Here is a 12,708-nt window from a genome sequence, read left to right as displayed (position 1 = left end):
CGGCCGGTCACGGCGGCGCCCGCCGACACCCGGCCGGGGTCAGTGGGTGGTCGGGCGGAGTTCGGCGAAGTGGCAGGCCGAGGGGTGGGGGTCCGCCGCGCGGGGGACCGCGTGGGGTTCCTCGCGGGCGCAGACCTCCTGGGCCTTCCAGCAGCGGGTGCGGAAGCGACAGCCACTGGGCGGGTCCGCCGGGCTGGGGACGTCGCCGGTGAGGCGGATGATGGTGCGGTCCGTGCGGGCGTCCGGGTCGGGCACCGGCACGGCCGACAACAGCGCCTGGGTGTACGGGTGGGTGGCCCGCTCGTAGATCTCGTCCTCAGTGCCGATTTCAACGATCTTGCCGAGGTACATCACCGCGACCCGGTCGCAGATGTGCCGCACCACGGACAGGTCGTGGGCGATGAAGATGTACGACAGCCCGAACTCGTCCTGGAGCTGTTCCAGCAGGTTGATCACCTGGGCCTGGATGGAGACGTCCAGGGCCGACACCGGCTCGTCGCAGACGATGATCTCGGGGCGCAGGGCGAGCGCCCGGGCGATGCCGATGCGCTGGCGCTGGCCGCCGGAGAACTGGTGCGGGTACCGGTTGATGTGCTCCGGGTTGAGCCCGACCACGTCCAGCAGCTCCTGCACCCGCTTGCTCTTGCTGCCCTTCGGTGCGGCGTCGGGGTGGATGTCGAACGGCTCGCCGATGATGTCGCCGACCGTCATCCGCGGGTTCAGCGAGGTGTACGGGTCCTGCATCACCATCTGCATGTTGCGCCGCAGCCGGCGCAGCTCGGACCCGGAGGCCCGGAACAGGTCCCTGCCCTCCAGGGTCGCCCGGCCGGAGGTCGGCGTCTCCAGCCGCATCAGCATCCGGGCCAGGGTGGACTTGCCGCATCCGGACTCGCCGACCACGCCGAGGGTCTCGCCCCGGCGCAGCTCGAAGCTGACCCCGTCGACGGCCTTCACCGCGCCGACCCGACGCTGGAAGAGCACCCCTGTGCTGATCGGGAAGTGCTTGACCAGGTTGTCGACGGCGAGGATCGTCTCGCCCCGCACCTTCGCCGGGCTAGCGGGCGCTGTCATCATGGACCTCCTGGGCGAAGTGGCACGCGCTGGTCCGGCCGTCGCCGAGGACCAGGTCGTGCGGCACCACGTCGACGCAGACCTGCTGCACGTACGGGCACCGGGGGTGGAACGGGCAGCCGGAGGGGATGCGCATCAGGTTCGGCGGCAGCCCCTTGATCGTCGAAAGGGCCTGACCGCGCATGTCCAGGCGCGGGATCGATTCCAGCAGACCCTTGGTGTACGGGTGGGCCGGCGCCCGGTACAGCGAGCGGACATCGGCGTGCTCGACGATCCGTCCCGCGTACATGACGGCGATCCGGTCGGCGACGCCGGCGACGACGCCGAGGTCGTGGGTGATCAGGATCATCGCCATGTCGAGCTCCCGGCGCAGCCCGGTCAGCAGGTCCATGATCTGGGCCTGCACGGTGACGTCCAGCGCGGTGGTCGGCTCGTCGGCGATCAGCACCTTCGGGTTCAGCGCCAGCGCCATCGCGATCATGACGCGCTGTCGCATTCCGCCGGAGAACTGGTGCGGGTAGTCGCCGAGGCGTTTTGCGGCGGCCGGAATTCCCACCAGGTCCATCAGCTCGACGCTGCGGGCCCGGGCGTCGGCCCGGGACATCCCCTCGCGCTGGCGCAGCGTCTCGCCGATCTGCCAGCCGACCGGGAAGACCGGGTTCAACGCGGACAGGGCATCCTGGAAGATCATCGCGATCTCCTTGCCGCGTACCTGGCGGCGTTGCTCCTCCGACTGCTTCAGCAGGTCCCGGCCCTGGTAGAGGATCTGACCGGAGCGCACGTGCGCCGGGGGAGTGTCCAGGATGCCCATGATCGCCTGGGCGGTGACGGACTTGCCGGAGCCGGACTCGCCGAGCACGGCCAACGTCTCGCCGGCGTCCAGGTGGTACGAGACGCCGTTGATCACCTTGGCCACGCCCTCGCCGGTGCGGAACTCGACGTGCAGGTCCCGGACCTCCAGCAGGTGGCCGCCCGGCGGGGTCGGGGAGGCCGGCGTCGGCCGGACGGCGGAGTGGGTCACGGTGCCTGCCTTTCACTCGTGACTGCGGGGCTCGCTGCGTTCACTCCTCGCGCTCGCATGTCAGCGCAGCTTCGGGTCGAAGGCGTCGCGGATCGCGTCGCCCAGCATGATGAAGGCCAGTACGGTCAGCGCGAGGAAGGCCGAGGGCACCACCAGTGGCGTGGCGGACTCCCGCATGTGCACCCGGCCGGAGTCGATGTCGATGCCCCAGGAGATGGTCGGCGCCTTGAGGCCGATGCCGAGGAAGCTCAGCGTCGCCTCGGCGGCGATGAACGAGCCCAGCGCGATGGTGAGCACCACGATCGCCGGGGCGAGCGCGTTCGGCAGGATGTGCCGCCACATGATCCGGCTGTTGCCGGCGCCCAGCATCCGGGCGGCGGCGACGTAGTCCTGCTCCTTGGCGGTGATCACCGAGGAGCGGACCACCCGGGCCGCCGTGGTCCAGCCGAGCACCGCCAGCACGAAGATCACCGCGAACAGCCGGACGTTGTCGCTGCTGCTGCTCACCCGCTTGAGCAGCACGATCGCGGCCAGCAGCAGCGGGATGCCGAGCACGATGTCGATCACCCGGGAGAGCACCGCGTCCACCCAGCGGCCGAAGTACCCGGCGAGCATTCCGACGACCAGCGCGATGATGCCGGTGAGCAGCGCCGAGAGCGCGCCGACCAGCAGGGACGCCCGGGCGCCGTACACCGCCCGGGAGTACGTGTCGCAGCCCTGGAAGTCGTACCCGAAGAAGGCCCCGCCGGACGGCCCGGCGTGCTGGCGGGAGAGCACGCAGTCGCGCGGGTTGTTGGCGGTGAACAGCGACGGCACGACCGCCATCGCGGCGACCAGCACGACCAGGGCCAGGCTGATCCAGAAGATCGGGCTGCCCCGCAGGTCCCGCCAGGCGTGGCCGGCCAGGCTGCGGGGCTTCTGCGGCACGCCCACCTGGTTGGGCGCGCCGGGCTCGCCCGACACGCCCCGCCGCGCGGCCTGGTTCTCCGTGGCCGCCACGGTCTCGAAGTCACTCATAACGGATCCTCGGATCGAGTACGGCGTACAGGACGTCAACCACAAGGTTGGAGACGAGGTAGACCACGACGAGCACGCTGACGATGCCCACCACCAGCGGGCCGTCCTCGGTGCGGATGCCACGGAACAGGTTGAAGCCGACGCCGGGGATGTTGAACACGCCCTCGGTGATGATCGCGCCGCTCATCAGGTTGCCCAGCTCGACGCCGAGGAAGGTGATCACCGGGATGAGCGAGTTGCGCAGCACGTGCACGCTGACGATGCGCCGCTTGACCAGGCCCTTCGACCGGGCGGTGCGGACGTAGTCGGCGCGCATGTTCTCCGTGACCGAGGTTCGGGTCAGTCGCAGCGCGGTGGCCAACGACAGCGAGCCGAGCACGATGCCGGGCAGCAGCAGCGCGTACAGGTCCGGGTCGGCGCCTGCGGTGGGCGGGAAGAGCTGCCACTTCACGCCGAGGAGGTACTGCGCGAGCGGGGCCAGCACGATCGTGGGGATGCCGAGCACCAGCAGGGTGAGCACCAGGGTCGCGTTGTCGAAGAGGCTCCCCCGCCGGATCCCGGCGATGACCCCGGCGGTCACCCCGAAGGCGACCGTCACGGCCATCGCGATCAGCGCGAGCTTGACGGTGACCGGCCAGGCGGCGGCGAGGATGTCGCCGATCTGCCGGCCGGTCAGCGACTGCCCCAGGTCGCCCTGGAGCAGGTTCTTGAGGTAGTCGAAGTAGCGGTAGAAGAAGCCACCGACGCCGGTCCGGTCGAGGTGGAACTTCTCCGTCAGGTATGCCCGCTGGGCGTCCGTGACCGGGCGTTCCCCGGCGAGGGCCTGGATGGGGTCGCCCTGACCGGCGAACATCAGGGCGTAGACGATCAGCGTGGTCCCGAAGAAGGCCAGGACCATCTGGAGCAATCGCCGCAGAATGAAGCGGAGCATACTGAGCAGTCTTCCTGAAAAGGGGCAAAGCGCGTGGCGGGTCGGGCCACCTCGTGGTGGCCCGACCCGTCGTGTCGAGCGGAATTACTTGATGGCTTCGATTTTCAGCAGGTTGACCCGGTCGAACAGGTCCATCTCCACGTTCTGGACCTTGGTCGAGTGGCCGAAGTTGTTCTGGCCGTAGCGCAGCGGGATCACCGGCATGTCCTCGGCCAGCAGGTCCTCCGCGGCCTGGTACTTCTTGACCGCCTCCTCCTCGGTCGGGGCCGTCGCGCCCTCGGCGAGGAGCTTGTCGAACTCCGGGTTGCTGTAGCCGTAGTAGTTCGACGAGCCGTTGGTGCTGTACAGCGGGCCCAGGTAGTTCTCCATCGACGGGTAGTCCATCACCCAGCCCATCCGGAACAGCCCGACCGGCTGCTTGGCCTTGACCTTGGTCAGCAGGTCCGCGAACTTCGGCTCGGCGGTGCCCACGCACTCCACGCCCAGGTTGGCCTTGAGCTGGTTGCAGGTCGCGTCGACCCAGTCCTTGTGGCCACCGTCGCCGTTGTACGACAGCTCGATCTTCTTCGGGCCGCCGGCGGCCTCGTACGCCGCCTTGGCCTTGGCCGGGTCGAACTCCCCGGCGGCGCCGATGGTGTTCTCCCGGTAGCCGGCCACGACCGGCGAGACGAACGAGCGGGCCGGCTGCTGCGAGTCCTTGAAGATCGACGTGGTGATCTCGTCCCGGTCGATCGCCATCGAGATCGCCTTGCGCACCTGGGGGTTGCTGAACTCCTTCTGGAACGTCGGGAAGGCCAGCACCTGGAGCGCCGAGGCGGGGCTCTGCTGGAACCGGTCGCCGAGGTCGGTGCCGGCGGTCGACAGGTTCTCGGTCGGGATCGTCTTGATCACGTCGAGGTTGTCCGACAGCACGTCCGCGTACGCGGCGGTCGGCTGCTGGTAGATCCGGAACTCGACGCCGGCCACCTTCGGCTGCTGGCCGGGGAAGGCTTCGTACTTCTCCACCTCGACCTTGGCGTCGTGCTGCCACGAGCCCTTCATCCGGAACGGGCCCTGGCCGATCGGGGCCTGCTCGTACCCCTCGGCGAGCACGCCGGGGGCGGAGAACGCAGCCTTCGGCAGCGGGTAGAACGCCGTGTAGCCGAGCATGGTCCGGAACTCGCTGTACGGCTGGGCCAGCGTCACGGTGAAGGTCAGGTCGTCGACCTTCTCCAGGCCGGTCAGGGTCTTCGCCTTCGGCTGCTCGCCCTGGAGGTCGTCGTAGCCGGCGATCTTCTCGAAGAAGTAGCTGGAGTTCTGCCCGTTGGGGGCGTACGCGCCGTGGTTCCAGGCGTCGATGTAGTTCTCGGCGGTGACCTTCTCGCCGTTGTGGAAGGTGTAGCCGTCCTTGAGCTTGACCGTCCAGACCTTGTTGTCCGACGACGTCACGGACTCGGCGGCCACCTCGTACGGCTTGTTCGCCTCGTCGTAGTCGACGAGCGGGCTGAACAGGGCGCTGAGCACCTGCGCGCCGCTGGTCTCGTTGGTGCTGGTCGGCACCAGGTGCTGCGGCTCGGCGATCTCGATCCGCACGGCCGCGTTGGGGTCGCTCTCGCCGGATCCGCCGTCGCCGCCCGAGCCGCAGGCCACCAGGCCAAGGGTCACCGCGAGCGGGAGGGCGGTCCAGGCGGCAAGCCTACGAACACGCATTTAGTCTCCTCATTTTCCTCACGCTGCGCGGTCGGGCCCGGCGTTGGGGTAACGCTGCGCAACGGTTGGCAACGGTAGGTCGTCCAGGCCCGGATCGGCAACGAGGCCGTGGCGAAGCGGGGACGGAACGGGTGATCCCGCCTTGTTGTCGACCGGTGACTCTGCTACAAGCGCCCCGCTGATCGACGGTAGGCAGGGCATTTGCCGAGAGGTCCGGGTGCTTTCGGCACTCGCCTGGGCTTGGAGTCCCCTTCGCCATCGTCCGTCCGGATGTGGGTCGATGCTGGCCCGCCGTCCGGTTCTGGGTGTGGCGCAATCTACAAGACGTAACCGTAAGTGACTATCGACACGTAACGGACCGTCACTGCTCGGTGGACGGTCCCGGCCGGCCCGAGGCGGGTCACCCACCGATCGTCCCGGGCGCGGGTCCACGGAACGGTGTGCCCGGGACGTGAGACGATCTGTGCGTGACGGCGATGATCCTGGACGGCAAGGCGACTGCGGCGCAGATCAAGGACGAGCTGCGGACCCGGGTCAAGGCACTGGCGGAGCGTGGCATCACCCCGGGGCTGGGCACCGTCCTGGTCGGGGTGGACCCGGGCTCCCAGGCGTACGTCAACGGCAAGCACCGCGACTGCGCCGAGGTGGGCGTCGCCTCGATCCGCCGGGAGTTGCCCGCCGACGCCACCCAGCAGCAGGTCGACGACGCCCTCACCGAGCTGAACGCCGACCCGGCCTGCCACGGATACATCGTCCAGCTCCCGCTCCCCGGCCACCTGGACACCCAGCGGGCGCTGGAGATGATCGACCCGGACAAGGACGCCGACGGCCTGCACCCGGTCAACCTCGGCCGGTTGGTCCTCGGCTACGACGGCCCGTTGCCCTGCACCCCGCGCGGCATAGTCGAGCTGCTCCGGCGACACGACGTGCCGCTGCGCGGCGCCGACGTCGCCGTCGTCGGCCGGGGCAACACCGTGGGCCGCCCCCTCGGGCTGCTGCTCACCCGGCGCAGCGAGAACGCCACGGTGACCCTCTGCCACACCGGCACGCTCGACCTGGCCTCGCACACCCGGCGGGCGGACATCGTCATCGTCGCGGCCGGCGTGCCGGGCCTGCTCACCGCCGACATGGTCACCCCCGGCGCGACGGTGGTCGACGTCGGCATCACCCGGGTGATCGGCGAGGACGGCAAGGGCCGCTACACCGGCGACGTGGACGCCGGGGTCGCCGAGGTGGCCGGCAAGGTGGTCCCGATGCCGGGCGGTGTCGGCCCGATGACCCGCGCCATGCTGCTCACCAACGTCGTGGAGCGCGCCGAGCGCGACTGAGCCCTCGCCGGCCCCCCGGGGCCGGTCGGCCGGTGCGGTCGCCCCGTCCCGCCGACTGTGACCGGTTCTGTGCCGATCGGTGCCAGGATGCCTGATACGGTCCTGCAATCTGACGGTTACAGGGAGTGGGCGACCATGGGAAAGAAGGTCACTGTCGTCGGGGCCGGTTTCTACGGCTCCACCACGGCGCAGCGCCTGGCCGAGTACGACGTCTTCGACACCGTCGTGATCACCGACATCGTGGAGGGCAAGCCGGCCGGCCTGGCCCTGGACCTCAACCAGTCGCGCGCCGTGGAGGGTTTCGAGACGACGGTCGTCGGCGTCACCACCGGCCCCGCCGGCGAGGGGTACGAGGCCATCGGCGGCTCGGACGTCGTGGTGGTGACCGCCGGGCTCCCGCGCAAGCCGGGCATGAGCCGGATGGACCTGCTGGCGACCAACGCCAAGATCGTCCGTCAGGTCGCCGAGAGCGTGGCCCGGCACGCCCCGGACGCCGTCGTCATCGTCGTGTCCAACCCGCTGGACGAGATGACGGCGTTGGCCCAGCTCGCCAGCGGGTTTCCGAAGAGCCGGGTGCTCGGCCAGGCCGGCATGCTCGACACCGCCCGGTTCACCAACTTCGTCGCCGAGGCCCTGGACGTCCCGGTGCGGTCGGTGAAGACCCTGACCCTCGGCTCGCACGGCGAGACCATGGTGCCGGTGCCGTCGAGGAGCACCGTCGACGGCAGGCCGCTACGCGAGGCGATGCCGGCCCAACAGATCGAGGAGTTGGTCGACAAGACCCGCAACGGTGGCGCCGAGGTGGTCGCGCTGCTGAAGACCGGCTCGGCGTACTACGCCCCGTCGGCCGCCGCCGCCCGGATGGCGAAGGCCGTCGCGGAGGACTCCGGCGAGGTGATGCCGGTCTGCGCCTGGGTCGACGGCGAGTACGGCATCTCCGGCGTCTACCTGGGCGTCGAGGCCGAGATCGGTGCCGGGGGAGTCCGGCGGGTCGTCGAGACTGACCTGGACGCCGACGAGCTGGCCAGCCTCAGGGCCGCCGCCGAGGCCGTCCGTACCAAACAGTCCGACATAACGCACCTGTAACTCAACCCCGCTCCGCCCCTCCTGCTCCCCGTCGATCAACCGGCACGTCGGTCAGGAGGGCGGGGGTAGGGCCAGGAAGGGGTGGCCCAGGTGCGGGGTGGCCAGGGTGGTCAAGGGGTGCGCGAGGAGGGTGTGCAGCAGGGCCGTGCGGGTGTCGCGCGCCGTGGCCGGCTGCTCGTCGTGGGCGTACGCCAGGTAGTCGGGGTCGACGAGCTGGACCGCGTGCACCCCGGTTTCACCGGCCGACCGAGGCCGGCTGGGGAGTGCCGGCCAGTTTCCAGTACGCTCGTACTGCTAGAGCACGTGTCCCCCGAGAGGAGCGCCGGTCGATGGCGAAGATCAAGGTAAACAACCCGGTCGTGGAGCTCGACGGCGACGAGATGACCCGGATCATCTGGAAGCAGATCCGTGAGCAGCTGATTCTGCCCTACCTCGACGTCGACCTGCACTACTACGACCTTTCGATCCAGCACCGTGACGCCACCGACGACCAGGTCACCATCGACGCCGCCAACGCCATCAAGGAGCACGGCGTCGGCGTCAAGTGCGCCACCATCACCCCGGACGAGGCCCGGGTGGAGGAGTTCGGCCTGAAGAAGATGTGGCGGTCGCCCAACGGCACCATCCGCAACATCCTCGGCGGCGTCGTCTTCCGCGAGCCGATCATCATGTCGAACGTGCCGCGCCTGGTACCGGGCTGGACCAAGCCGATCATCATCGGCCGGCACGCCCACGGCGACCAGTACAAGGCCACCGACTTCGTCGTTCCCGGCCCGGGCACGGTGACCATCACCTACACCCCGGCCGACGGCGGTGCCCCGATGGAGATGGAGGTCGCCAACTTCCCCGGCGGCGGCATCGCCATGGGCATGTACAACTACGACGAGTCGATCCGGGACTTCGCCCGCGCCTCGTTCCGGTACGGCCTGGACCGCAACTACCCGGTCTACCTGTCCACCAAGAACACCATCCTCAAGGCGTACGACGGCCGGTTCAAGGACATCTTCGCCGAGGTCTTCGAGGCCGAGTTCAAGGCCGAGTTCGACGCCGCCGGCATCACCTACGAGCACCGGCTCATCGACGACATGGTCGCCGCCGCGCTCAAGTGGGAGGGTGGCTACGTCTGGGCCTGCAAGAACTACGACGGCGACGTGCAGTCCGACACCGTCGCGCAGGGTTTCGGCTCGCTGGGTCTGATGACCTCGGTCCTGCTCTCCCCGGACGGTCGCACCGTCGAGGCCGAGGCCGCGCACGGCACGGTCACCCGGCACTACCGGCAGTACCAGAAGGGCGAGAAGACCTCGACCAACCCGATCGCCTCGATCTACGCCTGGACCCGGGGTCTGGCCCACCGGGGCAAGCTGGACGGCACCCCGGCGGTCATCGAGTTCGCCAACACCCTGGAGCAGGTCATCGTCGACACCGTCGAGGGCGGCCAGATGACCAAGGACCTCGCGCTGCTCATCTCCCGCGACGCCCCGTGGCTGAGCACCGACGAGTTCATGAACGCGCTGGACGAGAACCTGGCGCGCAGGCTCGCCTGATCCTGCGCCCGAGCTGGATGGACGTGGTGCCAGTCGCGTCCAGGAAGGCTGACCGTAGGTCGCCTCGTTGCGCGAGTGCCGATCAGCAAGCCCTCCCGGCTGTCGCACACAGCCAGCCGTCCCTTCCCTGCGGGGGGCCCGTTCCGGGCCCCCCGCGCCCTGTTTTCGCCCCCCGCGCCCGGTGGACGCGTCCGCCCCGTCGACGCCCCGCTTTCAGGCGGCGCGGAGGAGTTCGGTGGCGCGCTCCGGGGCGATGTCGTTGATGAAGACGCCCATGCCGGACTCCGACCCGGCCAGGTACTTCAGCTTGTCCGCCGCCCGCCGGATGCTGAAAAGCTGCAGGTGCAGGTGCCCCAGCTCGCGGTCGATCCGTACCGGGACCTGGTGCCAGGCCGCGATGTAGGGCATCGGGGCGTCGAAGAGCCCGTCGAAGCGGCGCAGCAGGTCCAGGTAGAGCGGGCCGAAGGCGTCCCGCTCGGCGTCGCTCAGCGCGGGGATGTCCGGCACCGGCCGGTGCGGGGCGATGTGCACCTCGAACGGCCACCGGGCCGCCGCCGGCACGTACGCCGTCCAGTGCTCGTTGCTCGTGACCACGCGCGTCCCGGCGGCACGCTCGGCGGCCAGCACGTCGGCGTAGAGGTTGCCACCGCCGGTGCGCTCGGCGTGTCGACGGGCCGCGCCGAGCAGCGCCCGGGTGCGCGGCGTGACGAACGGGTACGCGTAGATCTGCCCGTGCGGGTGGTGCAGGGTCACCCCGATCTCCACGCCCCGGTTCTCGAAGTAGAACACCTGCTCCACGCCGGGCAGTTCGGACAGCGCCGCCGTCCGGTCGGCGAGGGCGTCCAGCACGGTACGCACCCGGCCTGGCGCAAGGGCGGCGAACGAGGTGTTGTGGTCGTCGGTGAAGCAGACCACCTCGCACCGGCCCTGACCAGGCTGGACCGGGGTGAACGGGGTGATCGCCGCGGGCTCCTCGGCGATCCGCCGGCTCAGCGCCGGAAACCGGTTCTCGAAGACGGCGACGTCGTACTCCGGCGCGGGGATCTCGCTGAGCCGCCCGTCCCGGGACGGGCAGAGCGGGCACTGGTCGGCCGGGGGGAGGAACGTGCGGCTCTGCCGGTGCACGGCGACGGCCACCCACTCGTCGGTCAGCGGGTCGTACCGCAGCTGGGACGCTGGCGGGGGCGGCGACAGCTCCCGCCGGTCCGGCTGGTTCCGGACCGCGTCGTCCCGCTCGTCGAAGTAGATCAGCTCCCGACCGTCGGCCAGCTCGATAGTCGTACGCTTCACTCCGCCGTTCCCCTTTTCGTCGGCGCGCGTTCGGGCCCCGACCATGTTGGTGGCTTCCGCCGGCCCGCCCTACCCGTCTCGACGATCGGGGAGCTTACGGCGGTCAGGTGGACTGGAGGCGGGGCTCCACCCACCCGGTCTCGGTCAGGTGGTGCATCACCGCGTGCACCGCCTCGTCGATCGACAAGCCGGTGGTGTCGACCACCACCTCGGCGTCCGTCGGCACCTCGTACGGGTCGTCGATTCCGGTCATCCCGGTGAGCAGGCCGGCCCGGGCCCGGGCGTACAGGCCCTTGCGGTCGCGCTGCTCACATACCTCGATCGGCGTCGCCACGTGCACCAGCACGAAGCCCGCGCCAGCGGCGTGCGCCATCTCCCGGGCGGTGGAACGCGCCTGCGCGTACGGGGCGATCGGGCAGCAGATGCCGACGCCCCGGTGCCGGGCGACCTCGGCCGCGACCCAGCCGATCCGCCGGACGTTGAGGTCCCGGTCGGCCTTGCTGAAGGTCAGCCCCGCGGAGAGTTCCCGGCGCACCACGTCGCCGTCGAGCAGGGTCACCGTCCGGTCCCCGCCCTCGCGCAGCACGTCCGCCAACCCTCGGGCGATGGTCGACTTGCCGGAGCCGGAGAAGCCGGTCAGGAAGACCACGAGCCCGCGGTGCCGCCGGGCCGGCCGGGCCCGGGCCAATTCCTTGGCCACCGCAGGCGGGGTGTGCCACTCCGGCAGTGGGAAGCCCCGGTCGAGCAGGTCGTCGATCTCCGCCTGGCCGAGCGCCAGCCGCCGGTTGCGCGGCGGGATGTCCTCCCGCCAGCGCCACTGCCCGTCCCGGCTGTCGTAGGCCAGTTCCCGGGGGACCAGCACCCGCAGGCCCGCGCCGGAGAGCATCTCGCCGGTGGAGAGCAGGTGGGTCACCCCGTACGCGGCGGCCACCCGGGCCTGGAGCAGGGCGTCGCTGATCTCGTCGCGGCGGCGGGACAGCGGCACCGCGACCAGGGTCGCCGGTGGCATCCGGTCCCGGGCGGCGAAGACCGCCCGGACCAGCGCCTCGGAGGGCAGGCCGTTCGTCGTCCCCTCGCCGACCGGGATCATGATCAGCAGGTGCGCCCCCAGGGTGCGGGACGCGTGGGCGATCTGGGCCAACTGCGGCCGGTGCAGGGGCCGGTCGGCGAGGACGCCGAGCACCCGGCCCGCAGGCAGCAGCGCCCGGACCTCCTCGGGGCTGCGGCGCAACCGCTGGAACGGCCCGTGGCCGCCGTCGCCGAGGCGACGTACCGTCCCGCCGACTCCGGCGACGCCCTCGCGGGCCGGCCAGACGTCGGTGACCTCCAGCGATGCGACCGGGGCGCCCTCGCCGTCGGTCAGCACCAGCGTTCGGCGCTGCGGATCGGTCGGGTCCAGGCCGTCGGCGAGCGCCGCCGGCACCTGGAGGGCCACCGGCACCTGCCACGACGTGCCGTCGGCGAGCCGACCCCGCCGGCTGACCGCGGCCAGGTCCGCGCGCGTCATGAAGCCGGTGAGCGGCGTGTACGCCCCGGTCAGCAACAACTCCAGATCGGCCAGTTCCCCGGGCCGCGGCGTGTACGCCGGCGCCTCCCGAAGAACCTCGTCGGGCAGCACCCACCCGTTGCTCATCGCACCCCCCACTACTGGCCGGCCCATAGTTTCTCAGCCGACCGACGATCGGTCGAGAGCGCCGTTCCCCCCTACCGTGGCGGATTTGCCCGGGACCG

At 70.5% G+C, this 12,708-nt stretch carries 11 protein-coding genes; 3 read left to right on the top strand and 8 right to left on the bottom strand.

Going from position 1 to position 12,708, the window contains the following annotated elements; genetic code table 11:
- Nucleotides 1-39: 39 nt before the first annotated feature.
- From SNR22_RS11035 to SNR22_RS11015, 5 genes are all read right to left on the bottom strand, one after another.
- Nucleotides 40-1,071, bottom strand: a complete 1,032-nt coding sequence (locus tag SNR22_RS11035) for a dipeptide ABC transporter ATP-binding protein (RefSeq protein WP_320066425.1) — start codon at nucleotides 1,069-1,071, stop codon at nucleotides 40-42.
- Entirely contained in the window at nucleotides 1,055-2,092 is a 1,038-nt protein-coding gene (locus tag SNR22_RS11030) for an ABC transporter ATP-binding protein (RefSeq protein WP_320066424.1), read from the bottom strand. The genes SNR22_RS11035 and SNR22_RS11030 overlap by 17 nt, the downstream gene beginning before the upstream one ends.
- A 60-nt stretch (nucleotides 2,093-2,152) precedes the next feature.
- The gene (locus tag SNR22_RS11025; RefSeq protein WP_320066423.1) at nucleotides 2,153-3,109 is read right to left on the bottom strand and encodes an ABC transporter permease; all 957 of its coding nucleotides are present in this window, start codon (nucleotides 3,107-3,109) and stop codon (nucleotides 2,153-2,155) included.
- Nucleotides 3,102-4,040: an ABC transporter permease gene (locus tag SNR22_RS11020; RefSeq protein WP_320066422.1), complete on the bottom strand. Its 939-nt coding sequence runs from the start codon at nucleotides 4,038-4,040 to the stop codon at nucleotides 3,102-3,104. Before SNR22_RS11020 ends, SNR22_RS11025 begins: the two co-directional genes overlap by 8 nt.
- Before the next feature lie 84 nt (nucleotides 4,041-4,124).
- Nucleotides 4,125-5,729 carry an ABC transporter substrate-binding protein gene (locus SNR22_RS11015; RefSeq protein WP_320066421.1) on the bottom strand — a complete coding sequence of 535 codons (1,605 nt, stop codon included), beginning with the start codon at nucleotides 5,727-5,729 and terminating at the stop codon, nucleotides 4,125-4,127.
- Nucleotides 5,730-6,196: 467 nt separating this feature from the next.
- On the opposite strand from SNR22_RS11015, the gene SNR22_RS11010 reads away from it, so the two are divergent.
- Together SNR22_RS11010 and SNR22_RS11005 are read left to right on the top strand one after the other, a co-directional pair.
- Entirely contained in the window at nucleotides 6,197-7,057 is an 861-nt protein-coding gene (locus SNR22_RS11010; RefSeq protein ID WP_320066420.1) for a bifunctional methylenetetrahydrofolate dehydrogenase/methenyltetrahydrofolate cyclohydrolase, read from the top strand.
- 135 nt (nucleotides 7,058-7,192) lie between these two features.
- Entirely contained in the window at nucleotides 7,193-8,143 is a 951-nt protein-coding gene (locus tag SNR22_RS11005) for a malate dehydrogenase (protein ID WP_320066419.1), read from the top strand.
- A 51-nt stretch (nucleotides 8,144-8,194) separates the two neighbouring features.
- Here the strand turns inward: SNR22_RS11005 and SNR22_RS11000 are convergent, their stop codons facing one another.
- Complete coding sequence (locus tag SNR22_RS11000) at nucleotides 8,195-8,371, bottom strand: hypothetical protein (protein WP_320066418.1); 177 nt, start codon at nucleotides 8,369-8,371, stop codon at nucleotides 8,195-8,197.
- Nucleotides 8,372-8,472: 101 nt separating this feature from the next.
- On the opposite strand from SNR22_RS11000, the gene SNR22_RS10995 reads away from it, so the two are divergent.
- Complete coding sequence (locus tag SNR22_RS10995; RefSeq protein WP_320066417.1) at nucleotides 8,473-9,687, top strand: NADP-dependent isocitrate dehydrogenase; 1,215 nt, start codon at nucleotides 8,473-8,475, stop codon at nucleotides 9,685-9,687.
- A 213-nt stretch (nucleotides 9,688-9,900) separates the two neighbouring features.
- Here the strand turns inward: SNR22_RS10995 and galT are convergent, their stop codons facing one another.
- Complete coding sequence (gene galT, locus SNR22_RS10990) at nucleotides 9,901-10,977, bottom strand: galactose-1-phosphate uridylyltransferase (protein WP_320066416.1); 1,077 nt, start codon at nucleotides 10,975-10,977, stop codon at nucleotides 9,901-9,903.
- 103 nt (nucleotides 10,978-11,080) lie between these two features.
- The gene (gene cysC / locus SNR22_RS10985; RefSeq protein WP_320066415.1) at nucleotides 11,081-12,610 is read right to left on the bottom strand and encodes an adenylyl-sulfate kinase; all 1,530 of its coding nucleotides are present in this window, start codon (nucleotides 12,608-12,610) and stop codon (nucleotides 11,081-11,083) included.
- Between the last annotated feature and the right edge of the window lie 98 nt (nucleotides 12,611-12,708).

It is taken from the genome of Micromonospora sp. RTGN7 (assembly GCF_033804645.1).
GTDB lineage: Bacteria > Actinomycetota > Actinomycetes > Mycobacteriales > Micromonosporaceae > Micromonospora.
Note: the sequence above shows the minus strand (reverse complement) of the source record. Positions and strands in the feature narration are given on the sequence as shown.

Coding starts and splice junctions, on each gene's coding strand:
- SNR22_RS11005 (WP_320066419.1), top strand. CDS start 7,193: ATGGGAAAGAAGGTCACTGTCGTCGGGGCCGGTTTCTACGGCTCCACC.
- cysC (WP_320066415.1), bottom strand. CDS start 12,610: ATGAGCAACGGGTGGGTGCTGCCCGACGAGGTTCTTCGGGAGGCGCCG.
- SNR22_RS11025 (WP_320066423.1), bottom strand. CDS start 3,109: ATGAGTGACTTCGAGACCGTGGCGGCCACGGAGAACCAGGCCGCGCGG.
- SNR22_RS10995 (WP_320066417.1), top strand. CDS start 8,473: ATGGCGAAGATCAAGGTAAACAACCCGGTCGTGGAGCTCGACGGCGAC.
- SNR22_RS11020 (WP_320066422.1), bottom strand. CDS start 4,040: ATGCTCCGCTTCATTCTGCGGCGATTGCTCCAGATGGTCCTGGCCTTC.
- SNR22_RS11035 (WP_320066425.1), bottom strand. CDS start 1,071: ATGACAGCGCCCGCTAGCCCGGCGAAGGTGCGGGGCGAGACGATCCTC.
- SNR22_RS11015 (WP_320066421.1), bottom strand. CDS start 5,729: ATGCGTGTTCGTAGGCTTGCCGCCTGGACCGCCCTCCCGCTCGCGGTG.